This is a genomic window from Rossellomorea sp. YZS02, from assembly GCF_033963925.1.
In the GTDB taxonomy this organism is placed as follows: Bacteria; Bacillota; Bacilli; order Bacillales; family Bacillaceae_B; genus Rossellomorea.
Map to the genome: position 1 here is coordinate 1 of NZ_JAXBLY010000013.1, position 24232 is coordinate 24232.

Sequence of the window (24232 nt, forward strand, 5' to 3'; positions counted from 1 at the left end):
AGAAGAATTTACGCAAGAAAATTAAAAAAGGTGAATTTGAGCACGCTCAAATTCACCTTTTTTTCTATTAGAGACTAGTTTTGTCCCAGCCTCTTTTTTATAGTATTAAATTCGTTCGTTTAAAGACATGATGTTTACTACATTAATTGTAGGATTTGAGAGTTCACCGTTCTCTTTCTCCACTGGACCATGAACAATGCACTGTCCCTTTTTCAAGGATGAAAGAGCATTCTCCCACTGTTTTTTCTCATGCGGATCTTTAGACAAGCTACTAGCAATGTTAGATAGCTCTTGCTCAGGTGGTGAGAAATATACCTTCTGAGTTGCATTTTGAAGTCTTGCTAACTCACCTGCATCAAGCTGGGACTTCAGGAATTGAGTAGCGTACCATGCAGACCATCCGAACTTCCTTCCCTCCGTAAGAATCCGTGCTGAAGGTGATTTTTCAGTATGATCTAAGTTTTGGGCTTCATCCATAATGACAGGCATTGGTTGATTTTTATTACCATAGCGAACAGAGTAATTCCACAAATCCCAAAGTATAAACTCTGTAATCATTAATTGCACATCTCTTGGGAATCCAGTCAACTGGATAATATGAACTTCTCCATCACTTTTGATAATGTCATTCCATTTTAATGAATTATCATTATTAAATGGATTACGATCAATCAATGGTCTAATTTGAGACAAAGCTGTTTTGGCATAGCTACTACCATCTTCTTCAAGTAATTCTTTAAGTTTGACGAGGCTCATTCCTTCATCATATCGATCTAACCCATTTAATATAGCTTCATAAATGGCATTTTGTTGCTGAATACCTAATGTCTTATATACAGAAGAAAAAACACTCTTAATTCGTTCTGCTACATCAGTATTCGACTCAGGTAACTGAATTCCACCAATGTCTCGAACATTTTTCTCGAACGGATTGATAGGAAGCTTCTCACTATACACAATTTTGTGTTTAAGTTTATCCCCTAAGAAATCCACAAATTCTGGCTCAAGTTGGTTAGGTAAGAATCCTTCAGTGTAGTCTATAACGATGCTTGGAATACCAAGCTTTGATTTTTCAAGTAACAAACATTGCATAAAGTACGTTTTACCCTGACCAGATTTACCGGAAATCAATAAGTGTCTATTGGCTAAGCCATTATTTCCATATTCCCAGTAGATTTTTCGGTTAGAATTCTCTGGTTTACCTATAAGTATTCTCGCATCTTCTAAATCTACGGACGAACGAGGCTTATCTTCATCAAGAGATTCCTTTGTGGATTCTACATTTGAAGCGTTCTCTTGGTCTTCAGACTCAACTTCGTATCCAGGAACAGTTGATTCACCTTGATCTAACTCAGCTGTTGAATCTTCTGGACTTTTTTCTACTAAATCGTTTGAAGAGTCTTCCTGTACTTCCTCAGACTGTTCTTTGCGTTCAACGCTAGCTCCATCGATTTCTTTGGTGATAGCCTCCGGTACTACTTCATACTCACCTTTACCATCAACCAATGCTACGGGTTCACTCGTACTTTCAGGTGAGGATGAAGTTGAAATAGAATATGAATATCTAGTGGATAGCATGTCTTCCTTAACAAAATCATTTTCCTTATCTTGAATCCAATCTCGTAAATCTTTAATCGGACGAATCAGACCTTCATATCCATCTTTTTCAGTTAGATTTAAAAGAAGAACATTAGAATCAACTACAGCACTTCGGTGATAAACATTCTTCTGGAATGAGAGGATAGCGCCTTCACCTATAAATTCATCAAGCTTTGTAGATACAGTATATTGATCTTTTAATAATTTTTCTTTTATTTCACTGGATAAGAAATAGCCTTTATCATTCCAAAATTCACTTTGTTCTAATTTCTTAGAGTTAGAGATGAGTAATTGCGCAAAGAAGTTTCGGTAAAACTTCCCTGTAAATGTATCACCTACTTCACCAGTAAGTGTCTCTAATAAAAGTTTCTTTGTTTTCTCAACTTGGATTCTTGCCTTTTCTAAAACAGTCCCACTATTAATTCCAATCTTGACTTCTACAGGATAGAAATGAAGAGCCAAATCATTATTGTTATTTTCTAAACCAATTAGGAGAAGGTCATCACTGTGGCTACCTTTCACTCCTAAATTCTTAGCAGTAAACACTCCTTCAGTCTTATTTAGACTCACCGCTCCCGCAACCCTTAATACTTCTTCTAGAGAAATAGGGACCCAAAGTATATTAGGATGGTCTAGGTAAGAAACAGAGAATTTAATAGCTGATATAATACTTAACTTCTCCCGATCATAATGTCCCTTGCTACCAATGATTCGAAGTAACCATTCACCGTTAAAGGTATTGAATGCTTTAATCGTACTTAACACATTTTGATCTGTCCCTTCCACTTCTTTTTGTTTAAGGAACTCCTTAATGACTGCAAAGTACTGGTTAGACTTATCTGTTACTGTAATGGCATCATATCTACTCGATGATGAGTACTGGTCACTGTAGTGAATAACCACTAGGTTTCCATCATATTGATTAAAATACTCCAGATCAATGGTAGGATCTACAAACGTTACCCAATAAGAAGATTTGAAGATTTTTTCTAAATCTTCCTCATCCGTTGTCGTAGTCCTCGAGAAGATCGCTTCGCCTTTTCGATAGCTGTCGTTTCCACTATTCCTTAAATTCGCAGCAAGCTCATTCACAAAATAGGAAGTTAAGGTTAGATAGTTATCTTCCTCAATCGTATAAGACTTCACGCCAAATCCACTCTTATAGTTTTCTTCATCTTTCATGGAAGGTACACTTGAGTATAAGCCTTCAATTGCCACGCCTGAATCCATGTCACGCATAGGTTGAACAGCGAATTTCTCCTGAGCCTTCATCTTGAAAAAAGAAATGTGAGCGTATTTATAATCAGTAGTATCACTTTTCTTATAAAAGAACAGCTTTTCTCTGATTTTTCTTAGTACATCCTCTTTATCATAGTCATTACGTTTTATCTTAATATCAAATAATTCTACAACTGCATCCACTGAATCTGTACGGGCAAAAAGATCAAATGCTGATTCTGTTTCATCTTTTCTATATAGAGTAACTTCAATAGGTTTTAAATAATCGATTCCTTCTTTTTCAATTACATTTACCATCCATTGAAGAATACCCTTCAATACTTCATGATCATTTACGATGTTAATAATATTCAGCTGTAACGGAGCAAGTGATTGTTCAATAAATAAATATGAGAAATGCTCTTTAAATTGAGACATCTTGTCACTAACTACTTTAGCTAAAAATTGATTTGCATCTGAAACAGATACATTTTGAACTAATTTAAAGGTTAACCATTCTAAAGCAGCCTGTTGATGTTCTGATTTATATAATTTTTCATCTTCATCATATATATAAGGGAGCAGCGCATCCGGATGGAGACGGTTAAGTATACTGTTATCTACTTCTTTTGACTCCAATAAGTCATAAAACTTTAGTTTAAAAGCAACCATTAGTGGGTGAAATGGTGTTAAGTAAACCATTTCATTTGATTGAACCATACCTAGTTTAAATAGATCCATTCCCTTTTTTCCAGCTGGAGTTCCATTTCTGAAATCTTTAATCTCGTTCACATAGGCTGAAAGAAATTCTTTCGCCCTTGTCTCATAATCAGGAGTAACATAAGACAAGCTAGGGATTGAATTCCAGGTTTTAAAATACGTAATAAACCTACTATAGGCTTCTCTAAGGTCGTCACTTAATTTAAGATCTTCTTGTAAAAGCTGATCGGAATCAAATTTAGCGAATTTCATACCTTCTTCAACCCAAGTATCTTCCCAATGAAAATACTGTTTATATTCTGAGTGCATATAAAATTCACTGTTCTCAAGAACTAGTCTATTATTTTCTTTTATCCACTGTATATCCTGACCTTTTTCCCTAATAAGCCTCCAAAGTCTCTGACCATTTATAGGCATGGATTCCTGTAATTCGTTTTTAAGTAAGACTGGTACATGGACTTCGCCAAATGATAAGTTTATTTTCAGCTCATCTTCATCATTAAATGCTTCTGGAAGTGGCTTAATTGTCACTTGATTATCTTCTGAAATGTTGACCGATTGATCATGTTTTTCTACTTCTATAGTCTGTTTATCAAATCCTTGACCTAGGACGACTTGATCTCCCTCATACTGGAGACCAATAACTTTTTGAATAGGGTCTATCGTATAATTGGATTTAAACTTATCTAAATTGATAGGCTCTAAAGGCACTACAGCTATTAGGAAATCAGCACCTAATCCAGCTTTTTTATCATGTTTGTAAGTGAACCTTGTAAAGGTTACATTATTTTTTTCAACTCTAATGCTTACTTCAATATTGTTCTTTTTTACGTCAGCAGAACAAGAAGATTTGAATTGATTTTGAACGGTAAGATACTCGTTTGATAGACTCTTTATATCACCCGCAAACTGAAAATTTGCCTGCACCTTAATTTCAGGCAGTTGGTCAGGGTTAAAAATTATTAAGTGTCTTTTTCTCTTTCCTGCAGACGATTCTTTATGGGGTTTATTCCATATATTCAGCTTTTCATTTACTTTAATTGTTTGTAAATCGACTTTTTTCGTTCCAATACTTCTTTTATAGTCCTCATGAGCTTTATGAACTTGTGAATAGGATAGATTTATCCATTCAGAGTCCTTTAATTCTTTAACTCCTTTTGGAGAAAACCTTTTCTCTAACTCTTCATCCCCTAAACCTAGATCATGATACCTTCTGACAAAATCAAAAAGTTCACGATTTTCATTTAGCCTATTTTTCTGATCTTTCCCTTTAAAGGTTGCTAAATCGTCATCTTTGAATATGCCAAACTTATGATATTCTTGGTCTTCAATAGAGCCTCTCTCTAATGTATTAAAAATGTCTTCAAAGTCGAAGAGAGTAATTTGCTGAAATGACTGTTCTTTAATGAGGTTATCTAAATTGTCTTGTAAAATAATCTGATCAACCTTTTCAAGTCCGCTATTCTCTATTTTAATTTTTAGATTAGAGAAGATGGAATTAATATGAAGAGGCATCCCCTCTTTTTGAAGATCACTACTTCCTCCCTGGATAGAGTCCAGTTGCTCAGTTACTACACTAAGAAGCGCGGTTTGGTTCCACCCTCCCTTTTGCTCACCAACTAGATTTCTTAATGTAACTAAAAAATCAGGGGAAACATTTTTAGAGGTATGGGCAATAACCAATTTCACACCATTAAATGGTATAGAGAAAGTTTCATATTTGTCTCCTTGATTATGCTGGTACGAGAAAGTTTGGATATTAGTAATCTCTCTCAAAGAACTTATTAAATGACTTAGTTCCTTTTGATTATCTAATTGTAGGTAATATCTATTTCCGGGTTTAACAACGGTTGTTTTAAAGTAATCAATTAACGTAGAAACGATGTAATTATAAAATTGGTTTGACATACTGAGCATCACCACTATCACTTTTTTTATCGATAATATTCAAGTTATCGAATAGGTTCATCACTTCTTTTTTAGAATAACGATCCAGTGCTATTCCTCTCTTTTCAAATTCATGGAATAGTTCATTTAAAGGTATTCTTTTGTCTTTGACAGATACAGCTGTAATCAATAGCAAGAATTCATGTTTGATATTTAATACATTTCCTATACTTCCCCTACTCTTAACGAACTGGTCGGAAGCAAGGTCTTCAATATTCTTACCGAATTTATCAGCTACACTACTACTCGTTCCCTTTTGGAGACACGCAAATAACACCTTAAATGCTTCTGGCAGGGTTTCTGAGTTATCTTCAATGGTTATGTTTGTAAACGGTAGCTTTTTATATAAATTGATCCATTCCTTTAGTTCGAGTAGAAATTCCTGTTCAAAACTCACACCTTTATTTTTTATTCTTTCGTATAGAGTACTGTAAGGAATAAAATTCAAACGATCTTCCTTGTCTTCCTGAAAAACATTGTGACTTAAATGAGAAATCGTGTGGATATGCGGGAACAATTTCTTGGCATTTTCTTTAATAAACTTATATCCTAATATTTCGTCTGCTGCACTTCTCCGTTTACTAATTGCTTCCCACTCTAATGCAAAGTATAAAGGAGTGACTTCATCAAAATTTGCATTAGTGAATTGCTCAAACTTAAACAATAGTTGCATTGCATACATTAATGTATAGAAATGAGTCAACAAAGGAAACGATGCTAAGAAATAATCCTTATGCTTACTGAGAAAGATTAAATCTTCTTGGTAACACTTCACTAAAGGGGCAATTAGCTGTTGATATTGTCTTCTTTTCCCTTTTGCTTCTTTAAGACCATCCAATTGACTTAGTACTAACTCAGTCAAAATGTCTTCTGATTTTTTATTCATAAAGATTTCTTTGATCTCATTATTTTCTAATGCAAGTGTCTCACTCAAGAATTGTGCATATTTCTTAAATTCCCCTTCAAACCGTTCATTAGGGATGTAATTAAATAAATATGGGTGAATAGGTTTAATCTCATCTTCATTAGACAGATGTTGATTTAAAAAGCGAACGAAATCATAAGGAGCATCGCTATCATCTAGAAATTCTACTTTACTTGCAATATGCTCACTATATTTGTTTTGTTCATCGGTCGTAAACGTTTCAATTTCAGAATACGCATGGGAGTCTAATTCCAAAGATGAGTTAAAGCGAACAAACTCACCGAGAACCTGATTAAAATTCCCCTTAATGGCCCCCGTCCTCTTAGTTAAGAAGGGCAAAACATCAAGGACTTCTCCTACATCATGCTTGTTTTTTTTGATTAAATGTTTATTTAAATGTTCAATATAAAGATGACTCATCTCTTATTTCTCCCTTTCAAAGACGAAACGCTCAAAATCATCTTTCTTAATTTTGTAGAATTTCTTGTCATTTGGGTAATGAATTAGTAGCTCATTTCTTTTCTCTCCAAAGACCATTAATTTCTCTATAAACTCTACAAACTTGATTGCGTCTTCTATATCTTTTTTATTTGGGCGATACCCATCTTCCACTTTCATCATTAATTCATATAAGGGAAAGTCTATATCTAAAAATTCTTTTGTCTCATGATCACCCTTATGGTAACCCATTAAGATAGAAGATTTAAAAGAGTATAGAACATCCTCTGTACTTTGCTTAATATGAGTAACAGTAGGTCTCAGTACAAGCTTTTGAGCAATTCTGAACTTCTCATCTGGCTTATTAAGATAGATATACTCTCTCTTGGGCGACCCTTTCCAATTGAAAATGGCCGATTTTATTTCCCCATAAAAATTGATAATCTGTGCTTTTTCTCCTACATTAAAATAATAAAGATATTTCATAAAAGAAGTGTACATTGGATCCGTCAATTTAGCCGCAAATTGCTTATTTGTTAGTGATGCGATTCGAATAAATGTCTTGAAAAACAAATCAAAGGAATAGTTAGTTAGGTTTGTTTCCTGAGCCAGTGGTTTTAACCATTTTGCTGCTGTTTCAGAAACTATATTGTCTTCAATTAAATTCCCCCAATCGCTTAGGGTGTTAAGATCAATGACAATTTGATCTATATAAATAGACCTCTTATGAATCGGGTCTCCATAACTTAATGCTTTCAGAATGACAGATCTCTCTTTCCTATTAAAAAGTAGAGTAGGAACAGCATTTTTAAGCACCTCAAATTCAGACATAATGGCTGTTGTGCGAACATCATCTGGAATAATGATATCTGCAATGAAATTTAAAAATGCCCGTGCTGAGATAACTAATTTGTATTTTACAATGGCTTCGATTAAGAGATTTACAATTTGTTTCTGTACAAATTCATTCTGCAACATTCTGTAATTCTCGTGTGCCATAGTATTAAATTCTCTCTTCTCATCTTCTACAAGAGCTCTGTAAAAGGGGTTTTCTTCATGATTAGAGAAGATTTTTTCCATTAAAGTAAAATAAAAGCTCGAAGTTGGACCATCTTTTGTTAATTCATATGGATGGTAGTCACCAAAGCTTAGCAAATCGAAATTACCACTGGAGTAATGTGTAGTAATATTTGGTGAGAACAATTCACTCTCCTCTACCAAATCTCTTAGCTTTTGATAAGAGTATTCGTTATGCTTAGTATGGATAAAGTTGTGAAGAACCCCCATGTTAATGGCTAGTATTACTTTCTCACTGGTATCCTCTATATATTGATCAGAGAAGCTCTTCAAAACTTCTTCCAGTGTTTCCATCGCATTTTTCCCTGGAGAAAAGCTTTCAGTTGCATCATTATAAATGGTATATGCATCAATAAGGTGAGGTTTATTTTCCTTAAGATATGCTAGTAAGTGAGACTTACCATCCCCCACACTTCCACATAACAAAATTAAGTTCCCGTTTGATAGGCCATTTCTCCCTTCTAAAATATGTTCAAAATCTAACTGAATCTTCCGATCCACATGCATATAATTCTTAAAACGACTGAATTGATTTGCGTTCTCAATCGCTTCCTGTGAGGAGTCCTGTAGCCGTTTTAGCTTTCTTAATAGATAGCTCTCTCCTTCTCCAATCTTCTCATCAAACAAACTATTTTCCTTTACACTAAAAGGAGTAGTAGGCTGCTTTTCTTCTTGTTCTTCTCCTGGCACTAATTTTGGAAATCCATTAGAACCTAATAATTGCATGATTTTTTTCTGAACAAGATCTTCAATATTTGCTTCCTTTTTTGGAGGTTTAGGAGTTTCATATAGTGGTATTTTGATTTGTTTTACTGAATATACCTCAACAAACCAAACCGCAATATTGTACATTTCTTTATGTAATTTGAAAGCTACTGTTATATCGTTAAATCCACCATCATGAGCGGCTTTATTACCTGATAACCGAATCGTATCAAACGATTGTTGAACTTCCCTCTCGATGTATCCTCCACGAGTTAAATATGAAATTTTATCATAAAGCGAATTTACATAAGGAGCTTCAATCTCTTCAATCTTAAAAACCTCGTTTAATACCGCTTCTGCAAATAATCTACCTTTTACAATGGAGCTACTGGCATCTTCAAAAAGAAGTTCTTCCATTTTCTTTGCATTTTGAGCTGCAACAGGATTGATCTCATCTATAAAACTCAGGAAAAATTGTTCATCTGTACTCATTTCTCATCATCTCCGAAGTGTCTCTTTTGTAACAATTTTAACATACAACTGACAAAAAATTGATATCCCACCTTACTTTCCAGAAAATGTTTTATTAAATATACGAATAAAGGTTCGTATTTAATTGAAGATCACTTAATAAAGGTATATAATAATATCATAAAATTACGTACGTAAAATGGAGGTTGTACACATGGATGCGGCATTTAGTTATACTTTCCCTGCAATTAAGGGGATTCAGGCAGATAAGGAATATTATGTAGCAATGTGTCCATTAAGAATTATCCCTAAGATTTTCTTATTTGATGAGGACGAGATCCCACCAGAACATAGGGCTCAAAGGATTCTTAATAAAACCAGAATTCCTGAGATTACAAATTATATTGTAGAAAATAATCGTGATTATGTATTTTCTTCTTTAACAGCCTCTATTGATGGAGAGTTGGAATTTGTTCCTTTTGGACAGGACCCTTCTTCAAAAGATCTTGGCCAATTACGAGTTGCTTTAGATGCGCGCTTTTTAATCAATGATGGACAGCATCGGCGTGCCGCTATAGAAGAAGCATTAAAAATATCACCTGAAATAGGGTCTGAGACCATTTCCGTTGTGTTCTTTCATGATGAGGGATTAACAAAATCACAACAAATCTTCTCCGACCTAAATCGCCATGCTGTAAATACGACTTCTTCTATTGGTATTTTGTATGATCACCGTGATAAACTGGCACTCGTGACAAAAGAAATTGTTAAAGAAATTCCATTGTTGAAACGATATACAGACCGAGAAAGAGTATCTCTTTCTAAGAATTCACCTAAGATTTTAGCTCTAAATCATGTTTTTAATACAAATCTTAAGCTTCTAGGAAAAACGAAAGGCGATTCTATTTCTGATGATGATAAACAATTCTTGTTCGAATTCTGGCAAACCCTCACAGAAAGTATTGTTGAATGGAACGATGTTTTAAACAAAAAGCTTTCTCCTAGAGATTTAAGAGCAAACTTTATCGTTGGTCACGGAGTTTTCATTGAAGCTATTGGAGTGTTAGGTAAATATCTAAGGGAGTTCCATACCGAAGATTGGAAAAAACATTTACAAAAGTTGTCTTCAATAGACTGGAATCGTGCAAACACAGAGTTTTGGTTAGGAAGAGCGTTTAACCAGAATGGCAGAATCCAAAAGAACAACCATACCATCCAACTAACTACAAATAAAATTAAGACCTTACTAGGATTGCCACTTCTTGAACACGAGATGAACATAGAGAATAAATTTAAGCAAGGGGATCATTAAAATGAGCGAGGGAATTATTTCAAGTCTCTTAACTGAAGAAAAAACAGTCATAGATAAAGCAAAAGAACAAATTATTGACGTATACCTATCCGATGACAGACCATGGGTAGTTGGATATAGCGGAGGAAAAGACTCAACAGTAGTCGTACAACTTGTATTTGAAGCATTAAAAGAATTACCACCAGAGAAGCTTCACAAAAAAATATATGTGATCTCGTCAGATACTCTTGTAGAGACACCTCTGATTATTCAATCGATTAATCAGACATTACGGAAAGTGCAGGAAAAAGCATTAGACTTAGGTTTACCAATTGAAACACACAAAGTAAAACCAGTTGCGGAGCAATCTTTCTGGTATAACATTATTGGAAAAGGTTATCCATCTCCGAACCAGCAATTTCGTTGGTGTACGGATCGATTAAAAATTGATCCGGCCAATCAATTTATTACAGATAAAGTAAACTCTTTTGGTGAAGTCATCATGGTGTTAGGCGTACGAGAAGACGAAAGTGCTACAAGAGCCAATGTCATTCGTTCCCATACTGTTGAGGGAAAAGTTCTGATGCGTCACTCAACTTTATCGAATGCATATGTATACGCACCAATTAAAGCATTTGATTTAGATGATGTGTGGGATTACCTATTGAATAACCCTTCTCCATGGGGAGACGACAACTATGAGCTACATAGACTTTATCAAGACTCAAGCAGTGGAGAATGTCCATTAGTCGTAGATAAGACGGTTAAAGATACAGCAGGTTCTTGTGGTAATAGTCGCTTTGGTTGCTGGGTATGTACAGTGGTAAATGAAGATAAAGCACTTTCTGGATTTATTCAAACTGGGCATGACTGGATGAAGCCGTTATTAAACTTTAGAAACTGGTTATCTTCTATTAGAGATGATCGTACGATGAGAATGAAATATCGAAAACATGGTCAAATCTATTTTCGCGATATTCATGTGGAGGTGATTGATGGGAAAGAATATCATCACATTCCTAAAAAAGGTAGTAGACCGAAAGAATTCGTTGAAATCAATGATGAGAACTATATCATTGTAGAAAGAGATAACTTAAAAACGTATCTATCAGAACATGATATCGACCTAAGTACAGAGCAAGGACATAATATTCTTGTGACCTATATTGATGAAGACTCTAATGAAGAAAAGTATGCCCAACTTGGGCTTGGACCTTTTACAATGAAAGCTAGAAGAGAAATACTAGAAAGACTGTTAAAAACACAAAAACAATTACAGCATCCAGAAGATCCTAACTACGAACTTATTAAAGAAGAAGAATTAAAAGCCATTCGTAAGATCTGGTATAAAAATGGGGATTGGGAAGATCATGTTCCTCAAATCTTTAAATCTGCCATTGGTCATGACCTAGAGTGGGAAATTGATGATCGTCCTTTATTTAACAGTGATCAAATATCTGACCTTGAATTACTCTGCGATGAATATAAAGTGGACATTAAAGTCATTAAAAAGCTGTTATTTGTTGAAAAAGACTTTTCTGGATTAAAGGTTAGGCGAGGCTTAATGGAAGAAATGTCAAAAGTACTAAAACAAGATTATTTACACTTATAAGATTTCAAGGAGATAAACTATGTATCTTAAAAAAATTCATCTTACAAACATTGGTCCTTACCGAGGAATGCACACCATTGACCTATCAACTTCTTCCAGCAAAAACACGGTACTGATTGGTGGGGAAAATGGAGCTGGAAAGACAACATTATTAAATTCCATTAAGATGGGGCTATTCGGTTCATTTGCATTTGGTTATAAAACAGAGAATAAAGAGTACTTAAAAAAGGTAGATTCACTACTGAACTATTCAGCAAAAATGAATAATGAAAACAATTTCCGTTTAAAAATAGATTTTGAAGTCATTGACGACCTTACCAAAAAAGAATATTCCCTTTACAGATCTTGGCGTTACCAAAACGAAAATGTTAAAGAATCGCTTGATGTACTGCAAGATGGGAAATTTTTAAATGACTACGAAAGAGAAGTCTTTCAATCAAAATTAAAAGAAATTATGCCTCCTCACTTGTTAGATCTATGCTTATTTGACGGAGAAGAAATCTCTAGAATTATTAATAACAATCTCCTATCAAGTTATATTGAGAAACTGACCAATGTTCTCTTTAACCTAGACTTATTTGAAGTAATGGAGAAAGATTTAGATCAGTACAGTCAACAAAGTGCACGTATAGCTTCTTTAAATGACCAAGAAAAAGAACTAATTAACTTAAAAGAAACAAAGAGTAGTTACCAAAATAACATAATGGAATTTCAAAAAAAGATAGACGACCTCTCTCTACAGCGACAAACGGTCGAAGAGGATTATGAAAGAATTAAAAGTGATTTTGAAATCCATGGCGGATTAGTTCGAGATCAAAGAGAAAGCATTAATCAAAGCATAGTAGGATTAGAAAATGACAGGAAGCAAAACCAGGAGCTTCTAAAGAATTTTGTAGCTAGCACTCTTCCATTCTACTTGGCTAAAGATCTTGTAAAAGAAACGCGGGAACAATTAATAAACGAAGAAAAATTCCAACTGTTCTCTTCTTTAGACGAGAAATTAACAAGTGATAAAATTAAGAGTATTCTTAAGCAGCTGGAACTTACACCAAATGAGAATTTAGAAAATGTTCTTAGACAAGAAGTTCTCTCAACCGTGAATCCTTCTGAATCAACTGGTCTTATTCATGGTGCATCATTCTCTGAAGGAAACCAGGTTGAAAACATTTTTCAAGAAGTTCAAACTAATAAATTGGATTCTTACATTAGCGTGATTGATGAAAATAAAGCTAAACTTAAAGAAATTCAAGAATTAAGAGGAAAACTTAAAATTAATGATTCTTCATCTGAGTTTAGTGGAATGGTTTCTGACATGGAAAAATACAATAGTCAACTCCACTCAATTAATCAGGAGATTGAAGCATCGCAAAATGCCTTAGTAGAATTACAGACTCAACTAGATAAAGTGAATTCTTCTATAGAAACAATTGAATTCAAGTTTAGAGATCAAGAAAAGAGTAGAAACTCATTCGTTGAATCTCAAAAGATTATCTCGTTAAGTCAAAAATTCAGGAAGCTTCAACTACAAAAGAAATTGCAAGAAGTTCAAATGGAAGCATTACGTATGCTGAATAAATTAATGAGAAAACGTAATTATATTGCTTCTATTAAAATTGATTCATCCACTTTTGAAGTAAGTCTCTATGACCAAAATAATGAAGCAATGGAGAAATCCACCCTCTCTGCGGGAGAAAAAGAAATACTGTTATTATCGATCATCTGGGCAATTTTTAAATGTTCGGGCAGAAATGTACCTTTCATATTTGATACATTACTAGGTAGACTGGATCGCTCACATAAACAAAGTATACTAACTCATTATATTCCGAATTGTGGCCGACAAGCGATTGTACTCTCAACTGATTCAGAGATCGATGAATCAACCTATAATCTACTGCACAACTATACGGCTAAGGAATATACACTCGACTTCGATGTAAACAACAAAGAGACAACTATACTAAATGATTACTTTTCTTTTAAAGGAATGGAGGTTAACCAATGAATTTTAGAATAAAAACGTCCAAGAACACTGGAGAGATCTTAAAGACCCTTCAATCCTCTACGGGGCTAACTTGGAATATATTATCTAGAATTGCGGTAGGTTTATCTCTAAGTATTCCTGAAGTTCCTGAAATGGTCCAGGATAAAAGTGGTGTAGATATTCATCGTAATGCTATGACTGGAGAACATGATTATGTCTTCAAAGCAATCATTCGCCAGCATGCTCAACAAAATCTAACTGATGAAGAATATTTCCCTGACTATTTTAATGCACATTTAGAGCGCGGAATTAAACTACTTGAAAATGAATATCGCCATGCAGGTAACTATGATAAATTGCTAAATAATTTATTTAAAATAGATGCATAAAGGGGTTAATCCATATGTTATATCTAGATAACAGTGCCACTACTCCTCTCTTACCAGAAGTTAAAGAGGCTATGCTTCCGTACTTACTTGAGGAATTTGGTAACCCCTCAAGTAAGTACTATTCTTTTGCCGTAAATGCAAAAGACGCTGTTGAAAATGCCAGAAATAATGTTGCGTTACTATTAGGAAGTAAGCCGGAAGAATTAACTTTCACTAGTGGTTCGACTGAGACTAATAACATGGTTTTAAAAGGCGTTGCAGATTATTATCGGTCAAAGGGCAAACACATTATTACCTCAAAAACCGAACACCCTTCCGTTCTAGATACGTGTGAATATTTAGAACAGAAAGGATTCGAAATAACTTATCTTGATGTTGATGGTTATGGACGGGTCTCTTGTGAAGATTTAGAAGAAGCTCTGAGAGAGGATACTATACTTGTATCTATTATGTGGGGAAATAATGAACTTGGGTCATTAAACCCGATTAAAACAATCTCAGAATTTTGCGTTGATAAAGGGGTATTATTTCATACAGATGCTACTCAAGTTATAGGTAAAGTTGATCTTAATCTTGAGAACTACCCTGGTATATCTTTCTTGTCTTGCTCAGCTCATAAGTTTCACGGACCTAAAGGAACTGGAGTTGCCTACATCAGACGAGATGAGTATAGTATTTCTACTCCTTTAACCCCTCTTATTCATGGCGGTGGACAGGAACAAGGCATCAGAAGTGGTACACTTGCTGTCCATAATATTGTTGGGATGGGAAAAGCAGCAGAACTAGCTTATCAATCTCTACAAGAGAATATCAATAAATTGAATCGATTAGAAGAAACACTAAGAGATATACTTTTAGAAAAATTTAAGACTGTTATTTCTTTTAATAACGATAAAAAAGATAAAATCCCTGGAATCTTGAGTGTGCAATTTAAGGGATTGAACAATGAGATCCTTGTTAAGAAACTTTCACCGGTTATGGCTGTATCTACAGGATCTGCTTGTAGTTCGAGTAAACCTAGTCATGTACTTGCTGCGATTGGTTTGACGATTGATGAGGTTAGGAATACTATTCGGTTTTCTTTGTCACACCTAATTATTGAAGATGACTTATTAGTCTTTAAATCCCTTTAGGAAGTCCAAAATATTAAGAGCCTTTCAAAAATTAATTGAATTGGCTCTTAATATTTTGCCTATTACTTCATTAGTTCTTTCTTCACTATCCTCTTAGCTTTTATATATGCAATCACTTCAAGAAGTTCATCTTGACTCACTTCTATTTCGTCCACAGTTATAAAGAATTGGTCCTTTATTAATTCTTCATTTAGATTTATGCCAATTTTCTCCTCGACTCCATAAATTAGAAATTCCAAAGAAATGTTAAAAAATTCTGCTATTCTCTTTAAGTGATTAATGCTAGGTTCTTTTTTTCCAAGCTCATAACTCCAAATAATTCCTTTAGTCAGATTTATCTTATTTGCAAACTCATCTAGAGTTAGGTCACTTTTTTCTCTTATTTCTTTCAATCTAGCTCCTATAGTCTCCATTTCTCTCCCCCTCAGTGTTTCTGACAACCCTTTACTCTCAGTGAACTTCTTTTACTTCATGTTCTATTCACGAATGAATTCTTTTCTCTATCTCTCTGAAAATAGGTCTATTAATGGGGCACTACACAATTTGAACCCTCAAATGAATTAATCTTTTACCTCAATCAGGAACACCTTCTCCTGGAATCCCCCACGTTTCTCAGCCTTATCTTTCCGTACTGCTTCTACTTCTTCAATAGTAGATCCATGCTGCTTAGACAAAGACCTGACAACCTCCAAGAGATCAGCAAGCTCTTCCACAGCTTCTCCATCCGTTTCCGCCACACAGTATTCATCAAGTTCCTCATAAGCTTTTTCTTTTAAGTACTTTATGTAGTCTTCATCGTTGAGGATCTTTGTTGAAAATTCCTTACCTTTATTTTCAATGATTTTTGGGATTTTATCCCGTACTAACTTGTTGTAGGTCGGCATGTTGTGACCTCCTATTGATTGTATTATCTATATTTTAACATTTTATTAAGTAGTTCATTACGCGAAGATCGTACCTCCAGTCCATTTCTTACTTTTTTCATTCACCTTTTAGTCATCTTCATAAGTGATTCATACGAAAATGAACGGAGGCAAAAATAATTCATTAGTTTTTTACATATTTTTCAATAATCCAACTACCTGTTCGTCGTGTGTGATTCCCCCCGATTTGATAATGGGTTTAAAAAGGGGAGAATTCTTTGGTAAAAGAAGAAAATAAGCCTTTTGCGAAGACACTGGGACAACTATTGAAACGGGGAAGATATGAACGTGGAATGACACAGGCAGAGTTTGCCTGGACGATTCACATGTCAGAGGAAGGCTACGGGATGATTGAACGCGGAAAAAGAATACCAAGTGCACTCACACTGAATAGCATACATAATAATACAGGAATTAGTATCGACAGAATTTTTCAGGAAATTGGTAAAATAGAAAAAGAAAAGAAACTCAAAGAGGATTAACTTGGTAGTTTAAATGGGGGGATTACCATCGAGAAACAAGAATTCATTCTATTAAAAGGGAAGCAAACATACAATTTCATGATTGTGGGCTTTACCCGAGAACATAGTTATGGGAAGATATATTTTACAGATGATAATAGAAGGACTTCTATATATAGAGGTTCGGTTGTAAAGGAAGTTATTAAGTTAGCTAAGAGAGAAAGCCGCAACTTACGTCGGGAGTAAGCTACGGCTTTCTTATTTTTTTATAGAGTGCTTACTTTCATTTTAAGACGCTCTTTCAATACCTCTACCGTTAAATACACTCCATTCTCTTTCCTATGAAGCATCGCATGACAATTCGGACACACAGGTATAAGATCCTCTATCGGATTCACCTGATAATCCTTTTGAATTTCGTGTAGAGGTGTAATATGGTGTACGTGGATGAACTCTCTCCCCACTTCCCCATAAGTATTTTTGAAGTTCATCTTACATACCTGGCACTCGGCACCATAATGATCTATGCATTGCTTGCGCGCAAGTGGATTGCGTTCATATGAATTAATCGTAATCGTTCTCTGTTCCCCTTCCCACATTTCCGGCACTTCGTCAGGATAAACCTCAGTTGATAAATCCTTTTGAAAGTATGACATAATGTAGTCAAGGAGCTCACCGGTAAGTTTCATGGAGCCCTGGATTTTGCCTTTCAACCCATGCTCCCTTAATCGATAAAGTGATAAGCCATCCGTATCAACCACATCCACCAAGCGGACACGCGTCTTGTCTCCACCAATGGATTGATCATACTTCTCTTGATCTACCCAGAACGACTGATCATAGATCGTATCATCCGTTTGAACCAATCCCTCTATTACTTCCACCTTATACCTGACCTTTTTGACACTCCCTGAAACATACAAAAATAAGATATCACCATTTTCATAGTTGAATGAACGTTTCCAGTCAAGGTTTTCAAATTGGACGAATGCCCTTTCCAAGTCATATTCGTTTGGATTCGCCGGTACCAACCAGATACGGCGGGCATTCTTATGGTCCCTTTCTTCTAACTCCTGGCGACGATTAGCAGCAATCTCTGGTGGCGCTATAAAACGATATTCGTTTCCTTCGAAATGGTAGGGAATATTATAAACATATCCCCTCTCGATTGGATCATAGCATTTTGACTTCTTTATATTGAGATAATCAGCAAGGTAGCCTGCAGCTTCTTGAATATTAGTAGCTTCATATAATAGTTGATCATTTTTGCTGATAGTGATGGGAGTGGGCATTGGTTGCCTCCTTAATTATTCTGAACTTAATAGCGGTTAAAATTTCCATAAATATGTACGATACTAAGTATATCAAACCATCAAGGAGAAATTCATGCTATTATTTTTAAACATTTTAAAGAAGAAGAGTGAGTCTAAACCAAAACAAGCTACTATTACTTCATCACCAAAACCAAAAAGAACCAATGAACAAATCGCTGTAAGAAAAGGAGAACTGGGAGAATACAAAATTGATATCCAACTAGATCAACTGCCTAAGACGTACCGCCACCTAAGCGATCTCCTTATATCCAATCCAAAAGCGAAGTCCGGCTATTCACAAATTGACCATGTGGTGATCACTCCATACGCAATCTTTACTATTGAAACGAAAAACTATCAAGGTACCATCTATGGCGGGAAAGATCGAAGTACGTGGCTGGTCAATGGGAAGTTCAAAATGATGAACCCTTTTGTACAAAACTATGGGCACATTAAAGCACTTTCTTCATTAATTGATAAGAAGTACCATGAATGGTTTGTCTCCATGGTTTCTTTTACAAAGCGATCTACTTTTAAAGTGGATTCGGATTATCGTAAGATCGCTTCTAATGAATTGATTGTGTATGACATTGAGTTGTCGGAGTTTATTCATCGGAAAGTATCGGTGTTGAAGATGCAGCATAAAGAACCACTTTTAAGTGAGAGTGATATTTCGTCCATTCATCGAACCTTTCTAAATGCCAATATCCCTGACCTAACCGTTAGAGAAGAACATACAAGAGCATTAAATGACCAAAAGAACAGCCCTCGACCTAATTGTGTTGTTTGCCATAACCCGGTTTCTGATAAAGTTATGTCGTATTGTTTACAACATCATAGATTTCAAGGGAAGATTTATTGCTACGAACATCAGAAGAGTGTGAAGTAACTCTAACATTTTAAAGTAACAAGACTACAGAATCCCCCACTCCCACTGTGATAACTATACATACAACACCAACATGGAAAAGAGAAACAAATGTTCCAAAAAATTCAAACCACACTACTACTCATCACATTAATCATCATGGCCATCGTCATCTTCAGACAGAACGTATTACTCACCGAGCAAAATCACTTAATCAGTACTCTTGAAGTGCGAATAGAAGATCTGGATGATGCGATTGTTGAACAGATCATACCGGCACTTGAGGATGAAGAACAATAGGAGTGAATGTAATGGAAGTCATCTTCTTAGCTTTTGTCGGGCTGATCGTAGCCGGAGCAATCTTGTATTCTATTATTTGGCGAGCTGTTCGACATGGGATTAATCGATCTCTTATCGGGACGTTTTTTGAAGAAAAGCATGGAATGAAAGAAATTGAGGGGGATGAGGATTTGTTTGATCAGTAATAGAAAGGCTATGATGTTCCCAATCTACACGTACAGTCATATTTTATGAAAAGAAATGGAAATGAGGAGGGAAATCATTTGAAAGGAACAGTAAAATGGATAACCGCCTTGTCACTCATCTTTCTGCTCACCTCTTGCAGCGACAAAACAACCACCAGCACCGAAAATGTTCAGGAACACAATCTGTTAATCTTCGAGAACCACCATACCACCACTATGCTTCAGTTCGAGTTGATCTTGAAAAGCTTACTGAACGATGACACTTCGTCTGATTACACACGAGGTATGATCGATCAGTATGATGCGAGTAATCATAGAGTGATTGCTTATACGAGTTTGAATAAGATTGTCATAGAGGAATACCAGAAGGACCATCTTCTAGAGCTTTATGATCGTATGCAGGATTTCGTGTCAGATGTAGATCCTGATGATGTGGATGAAGAAAGAATAAACCATTTGATTCCACTTGTTGAAGAAGCAAGGAGTATGGATGTTATGAAGAAGAATGAGGATGATACTGTTAAGGAATTGAATGAATGGCTGGGTAAATGATTTGATGCCAGAGATAATGCGTAACACTTTTACACTAGCCAAATATACGGTGACTAATTAGATTAGGAGTTGTAAAAAATTGTCACCTCAAATCCATTTGACGGTGCTTACGGTATCTGCACTGATCTTAGTGATAGTACTATTCGCTGGGGGTTCAAATTTAAAGGGTGTAGGAATCTCTACATCTACTGTTCAATTTATCGTTAATTCTGTCCTCTTTTACTTTATTATTTGGGGCTGATGACGAGGGTAAATAAAACACAGCGATTCTGGGTAGAATCGCTGTTCTCTTTTGGAGTAAGTTATATTAAAAAGTTTCTTGAAATTGCTTTCAACTTATAACGAGATTGTCTTCTGTTTTCCTAACAGATCATATTTTCAACAGAAAGGAGAGAAACAACAATGAACTTCTTACTTTGGACTGCCGTTAGTTTCTTTATCATCGGTTTTAGTGTACTTGCTTTATTAAAAAGAAAAAGAAATCATAGAATGGAACCAACGATTTGGTTTATACTTGGAACGACGGCATGGGGTGTAACGAGCATCATGCTTTTTGCTTGGTGGTTTACGACAATCTAGAAAGGTGTGTCTGAAATGAAATACATAATCGGCATGTATGTGGTGATGGCCATGATGGTATGTGTGACGTTTATCAGTGGATATCTATTAAATGGAGAGTATTGGGCGATTGCGAGCTGGCTGATTACCGCTTTGTTTTTCTTTGGTACTTTATTTTACATTAATGCTAGATACATATTTTCGAAGAATAAGGGTGAAAGCTAAGAGGAAGCACGGGAAACGTCCCGGTGCTTCTTCTTCCATAGGTCACTATTCCAACCCCTATGAATACATATGAAGGGGAGGAGGAATGACCAGAATGATTCTTAAGATGATCGATTTGAGTTTAATGGCTGAACACCTGCCCGTTCATAAAGCAGAACTGGATAAGTTAGCCTCGTATATATGTACCATTCAAGACTCGGAAATCAAGCAGGCCGCCACGGAACAGTACATGATGATGCAAAACCATGTGAAAGTCATGATTGCCCTTATGGATCCTGTTCAAAATGAAACGATTAGTATTGAGGATCTCCATAAATGGGAACCTGTTTCATTTAACTGCCAACAAAACAGTATAGGCATGAGTCAGGAGAATATCCTAAAAGAACTGGCCACTAGTGCCAAATCGATGGCGAACAATAATTTCAACTCTGCGTTACGAATGAAAGCTGAAAATGTCCGCACGATTCATACTCATATGGCCCTGCAACAAATGACAATGCTTAACCGTTACAATGCCCTACTAAATAAATTCGGTAAAGATACCGCTCCTGTAAGTTCGCGAAAAGAGCAGGAAGAAACGATGGAGACATTTCAAAAGATGTTTAACCTTTGAAGGAAGCACGGGGACGGTTCCCGTGCTTCTTTAAAACGTCGCCGTATTAGACTGATCCGCCTTCACACAATCAATAGCAATCACAAGGGCCAGGATCACCGACTCCAACTCTTCCTCCAGGATCTGTACCCTGTAGCTGTCACCCCAACTGAACCATTCCTTCCCCACTTCGCCTACGACTCTTCCCTTGTGCAGCACGTGAAAGTTCATATCCATCCAGTTTCCCTCTACTTCAATGCCTGCCGCATCAATGGAATACTTGGCTTTCAGGAAGGACAATTCCTTCTTGATCGTCACGACCTCTTCACCATTCACTTCAACAAAGAACGTCGGCAGAAAGCTCAGTACCTTTTTGGTGATCAGGGCGACTTCTTCCCTGTCCTGATTCATGATGGAGAATGTCTTCGGAACTTTCATAAAGCTTCCCTCGACATAATAGGCGTCCTTCTCGTCCTGGTCCTTTACCGTAAATTTCTCGCTGAGACTGAACACTTTTTGTTTAATGTATAGCTGTTTCATCCTATTACCCTCCATTTTACTTCTTTCCTTTATATACGAATGAGACGGGGTGAAGTTCCAAGTTTTCACTGTTGCACATAAAAAAAGCCATCCCTTCACGAAAGGAATGGCTCTTACTCTCTTTATCTCTCACACGCCCAGCCGTCTTTATCCCGATCATGTTTCGATGCATATGCAGGATGATCGGAAGGGACTCCATCCGGATAGACTTTTCTCAGTTCGGTACAATTTTGATAGAATTCTTGTTGCGGGGCAGCTGCCGGTTCTTCTGTTGTGGCAGTGCTCGTGCTGGAACTGGATTTCGGTGTGGATGCTGTCGTTGTTTTCTTTTCTTTATTAGAATCCAGGTCCCCTTTGGTCGTTCCATTTTCACCGTAAGCCCACAGGCCCGTTTCGTTCTCTCTTGCTTCCCGGGCAAATTTCACGAAGTAGTCGCTGTATTTGACATCCGGGTTGTAGGTGGACGGCTCAGCATATCCATTTAACACGAGGTCTGCATTAAACATCTTCGTCCGGATTTCTTCTTCGTCCATGTCATCCTTAGGGATTTCAAGCCAGATCAGGCGCAGAGAACGGTTGTACCGGTCCGTTTCGGACACATCTTTTTGGAGCCAGACCGTTTTGCCTTCCAACTTTTCGGTCGTGTAATTACTTGCCTCTTTTCCGTATTCTTCTGTTCTCGTTGTGGACTCAGGGGTGTTGACGCCGATCAATCGTACTTTTCTTCCATCCTTTAATTCGACTGTATCACCGTCTACCACTCGGGTAACCAGTACTTCTTCCAGTCCGGAAGTGTAGGCAAGCTCCTGTTGCTCTTGCTCAACTTCCGCTTTTTCCTTTTCTTCTTCCTTGGCTTTCTTCGCTTCTTCCGCTTTCTTTTCTTCGTCTGCCTTCGCCTGTTGATCGGCTTCTTTCTCAGCCTTTTCAGTAGCTGCTGTATCCACTTGATCTGATGGAGCTGAACAGCCCCCGATCATGACACCTAGAATTCCAATCGTGATCAGCCCGCTTGAAAACGCCCTTCTGCCTTTTCTCTTTTGAACAGTTTGGTATAAACCTAACACCACGATCAATAATCCAACCCATGCTGCTGGCGTTATCATCGCCATGAACAAGGTGAAAACGATGGCAATGGCAGCTAAGATCATAGGTAATCCCTTCATTTCAGCACCTCATCATATTTTTCATTAAGTTTGTCAATCCTGTCTGAATGACTGCACCATTTTAACAGATTTGTATGTTAATTGTATTATAAAAATCGCTTATTTATCAGATAATATCGCGATTTAGTGAAGGTTTTTCTATGCAAGCTAAAAAATGAGCAGAAGCTGCGGCGCTTCTGCTCTATTTTTATTGCAAACGAAGCCAGGGGGACAGGTCCCTTGGCTCCTAACGTCCTAACACTCTCCCAATCATCAACTCCATAAACGAAGAAACTTCATCCTCACCGAGCTCTCCGCAAATCCAATCAAACTCACTTTCCAATAAACTCGCAATCTTCCTCGCCGCTTCCCCATGACGGGACGGCGTCATTTTCTCATAAATCTCCACCACCTGATCTTGCAAGTCCTGAGGCAAATCCCTATGAATCGTTTTCAACCCAAGAACTGCCCGCTCCCTCGCATACCGGGAAAGCAAAATGGTTGTCACATTCCTCATACAATGCCGCAGCATTTCCACCGCCCACGTATCATTCCCTCTCGCCGCTGCTTTCTCATGCTGAAACAGGAACCATGGCGCATCCAGCACGTTTTCGATGAATTGTTCCTTTGATAGTGAGAGATTTTGAGTAGATTGATATTTTTCCATCAGATCGTCCGGATCATATAACACCGTAAAGAAATCCTTCTCCTGAAACGTCTTCTCCGTTACCGTGAAAAGATCGATATGCAGCCAGTCTTCATAAATGGCAATGATCTGCGGTGCGATGATGAAGATGTCATCGTAGAAGATAAGGTCCTTATACGCCTTCAGATGATCGAGGCGCCGTGTCAGGAATTCCTTTTCCTCCCCTTCTGCAACCAGGCAGTACAGGTCGACATCCGAGTGTTCATCGTGTTCCTTCCGCCCCATGGATCCTTTCAGGAACACACTCCGGACACTGTGATCTTTTTTCAGACTCTCCAATACCTTCTCAACCGCTTTTTCTTGTCTCATGCCCATGTCCCCCTATGTAAAAAATGGATATTACGCCATTGTACCAATT

The 24232-nt window shown here is 36.6% G+C and carries 22 protein-coding genes; 13 read left to right on the plus strand and 9 right to left on the minus strand.

The window, feature by feature from the left end; all coding sequences use genetic code 11:
- Window positions 1-105: 105 nt before the first annotated feature.
- Genes dptH through dptF form a run of 3 tightly spaced genes read right to left on the minus strand, consistent with a single transcriptional unit; the run spans window position 106 to window position 9121 of the window.
- Window positions 106-5445, minus strand: coding sequence for a DNA phosphorothioation-dependent restriction protein DptH (dptH, locus tag SLH55_RS13500; protein ID WP_320323645.1), 5340 nt, complete (start codon window positions 5443-5445; stop codon window positions 106-108).
- Window positions 5426-6829, minus strand: a complete 1404-nt coding sequence (gene dptG, locus SLH55_RS13505; RefSeq protein ID WP_320323646.1) for a DNA phosphorothioation-dependent restriction protein DptG — start codon at window positions 6827-6829, stop codon at window positions 5426-5428. The genes dptH and dptG overlap by 20 nt, the downstream gene beginning before the upstream one ends.
- A 3-nt stretch (window positions 6830-6832) precedes the next feature.
- The gene (gene dptF, locus SLH55_RS13510; protein WP_320323647.1) at window positions 6833-9121 is read right to left on the minus strand and encodes a DNA phosphorothioation-dependent restriction protein DptF; all 2289 of its coding nucleotides are present in this window, start codon (window positions 9119-9121) and stop codon (window positions 6833-6835) included.
- 193 nt (window positions 9122-9314) lie between these two features.
- Here dptF and dndB point away from each other — a divergent pair, with 193 nt between their 5' ends.
- From dndB to SLH55_RS13535, 5 genes are read left to right on the plus strand one after another with little or no spacing between them, the layout of a single operon-like run.
- Entirely contained in the window at window positions 9315-10412 is a 1098-nt protein-coding gene (gene dndB, locus SLH55_RS13515; protein WP_320323648.1) for a DNA sulfur modification protein DndB, read from the plus strand.
- 1 nt (window position 10413) lies between these two features.
- The gene (gene dndC, locus SLH55_RS13520) at window positions 10414-12003 is read left to right on the plus strand and encodes a DNA phosphorothioation system sulfurtransferase DndC (protein ID WP_320323649.1); all 1590 of its coding nucleotides are present in this window, start codon (window positions 10414-10416) and stop codon (window positions 12001-12003) included.
- A gap of 19 nt (window positions 12004-12022) precedes the next feature.
- Window positions 12023-14008, plus strand: coding sequence for a DNA sulfur modification protein DndD (dndD, locus tag SLH55_RS13525; protein WP_320323650.1), 1986 nt, complete (start codon window positions 12023-12025; stop codon window positions 14006-14008).
- A complete protein-coding gene (dndE, locus tag SLH55_RS13530; RefSeq protein WP_320323651.1) occupies window positions 14005-14376 on the plus strand; it encodes a DNA sulfur modification protein DndE in 372 nt (123 codons plus the stop codon). The genes dndD and dndE overlap by 4 nt, the downstream gene beginning before the upstream one ends.
- A 14-nt stretch (window positions 14377-14390) precedes the next feature.
- On the plus strand, window positions 14391-15509 hold the full coding sequence (locus SLH55_RS13535) for a cysteine desulfurase family protein (RefSeq protein ID WP_320323652.1): 1119 nt from the start codon (window positions 14391-14393) through the stop codon (window positions 15507-15509).
- Window positions 15510-15571: 62 nt separating this feature from the next.
- Here the strand turns inward: SLH55_RS13535 and SLH55_RS13540 are convergent, their stop codons facing one another.
- Window positions 15572-15949: a helix-turn-helix transcriptional regulator gene (locus tag SLH55_RS13540; RefSeq protein WP_320323653.1), complete on the minus strand. Its 378-nt coding sequence runs from the start codon at window positions 15947-15949 to the stop codon at window positions 15572-15574.
- Between the two features lie 120 nt (window positions 15950-16069).
- Entirely contained in the window at window positions 16070-16393 is a 324-nt protein-coding gene (locus SLH55_RS13545; protein ID WP_320323654.1) for a nucleoside triphosphate pyrophosphohydrolase, read from the minus strand.
- 257 nt (window positions 16394-16650) lie between these two features.
- Here SLH55_RS13545 and SLH55_RS13550 point away from each other — a divergent pair, with 257 nt between their 5' ends.
- Complete coding sequence (locus SLH55_RS13550) at window positions 16651-16914, plus strand: helix-turn-helix transcriptional regulator (protein WP_320323655.1); 264 nt, start codon at window positions 16651-16653, stop codon at window positions 16912-16914.
- A gap of 245 nt (window positions 16915-17159) precedes the next feature.
- Here SLH55_RS13550 and SLH55_RS13555 read toward each other — a convergent pair whose 3' ends face one another.
- Window positions 17160-18185, minus strand: a complete 1026-nt coding sequence (locus SLH55_RS13555) for an HNH endonuclease (protein ID WP_320323656.1) — start codon at window positions 18183-18185, stop codon at window positions 17160-17162.
- Between the two features lie 94 nt (window positions 18186-18279).
- Here SLH55_RS13555 and SLH55_RS13560 point away from each other — a divergent pair, with 94 nt between their 5' ends.
- From SLH55_RS13560 to SLH55_RS13590, 7 genes are all read left to right on the plus strand, one after another.
- Window positions 18280-19095, plus strand: coding sequence for a nuclease-related domain-containing protein (locus tag SLH55_RS13560; protein ID WP_320323657.1), 816 nt, complete (start codon window positions 18280-18282; stop codon window positions 19093-19095).
- A gap of 90 nt (window positions 19096-19185) precedes the next feature.
- Window positions 19186-19374, plus strand: a complete 189-nt coding sequence (locus SLH55_RS13565) for a hypothetical protein (protein WP_320323658.1) — start codon at window positions 19186-19188, stop codon at window positions 19372-19374.
- Window positions 19375-19385: 11 nt separating this feature from the next.
- Entirely contained in the window at window positions 19386-19559 is a 174-nt protein-coding gene (locus tag SLH55_RS13570) for a hypothetical protein (protein ID WP_320323659.1), read from the plus strand.
- A gap of 78 nt (window positions 19560-19637) precedes the next feature.
- Window positions 19638-20111 (plus strand): hypothetical protein, encoded by a 474-nt coding sequence (locus SLH55_RS13575; protein WP_320323660.1) that lies wholly within the window; start codon window positions 19638-19640, stop codon window positions 20109-20111.
- Window positions 20112-20513: 402 nt separating this feature from the next.
- Window positions 20514-20690, plus strand: coding sequence for a hypothetical protein (locus SLH55_RS13580; RefSeq protein ID WP_320323661.1), 177 nt, complete (start codon window positions 20514-20516; stop codon window positions 20688-20690).
- Window positions 20691-20705: 15 nt separating this feature from the next.
- A complete protein-coding gene (locus tag SLH55_RS13585) occupies window positions 20706-20894 on the plus strand; it encodes a hypothetical protein (protein WP_219167473.1) in 189 nt (62 codons plus the stop codon).
- 85 nt (window positions 20895-20979) lie between these two features.
- Window positions 20980-21507 (plus strand): hypothetical protein, encoded by a 528-nt coding sequence (locus tag SLH55_RS13590; RefSeq protein WP_320323662.1) that lies wholly within the window; start codon window positions 20980-20982, stop codon window positions 21505-21507.
- Window positions 21508-21537: 30 nt separating this feature from the next.
- On the opposite strand, the gene SLH55_RS13595 is transcribed toward SLH55_RS13590, so the two are convergent.
- The 3 genes from SLH55_RS13595 to SLH55_RS13605 form a co-directional block, all read right to left on the minus strand.
- The gene (locus tag SLH55_RS13595) at window positions 21538-22026 is read right to left on the minus strand and encodes an LURP-one-related/scramblase family protein (protein ID WP_320323663.1); all 489 of its coding nucleotides are present in this window, start codon (window positions 22024-22026) and stop codon (window positions 21538-21540) included.
- Window positions 22027-22148: 122 nt separating this feature from the next.
- Window positions 22149-23189: a thermonuclease family protein gene (locus SLH55_RS13600; RefSeq protein WP_320323664.1), complete on the minus strand. Its 1041-nt coding sequence runs from the start codon at window positions 23187-23189 to the stop codon at window positions 22149-22151.
- A 226-nt stretch (window positions 23190-23415) separates the two neighbouring features.
- Window positions 23416-24183, minus strand: a complete 768-nt coding sequence (locus SLH55_RS13605; protein ID WP_320323665.1) for a nucleotidyltransferase domain-containing protein — start codon at window positions 24181-24183, stop codon at window positions 23416-23418.
- Window positions 24184-24232: the final 49 nt, after the last annotated feature.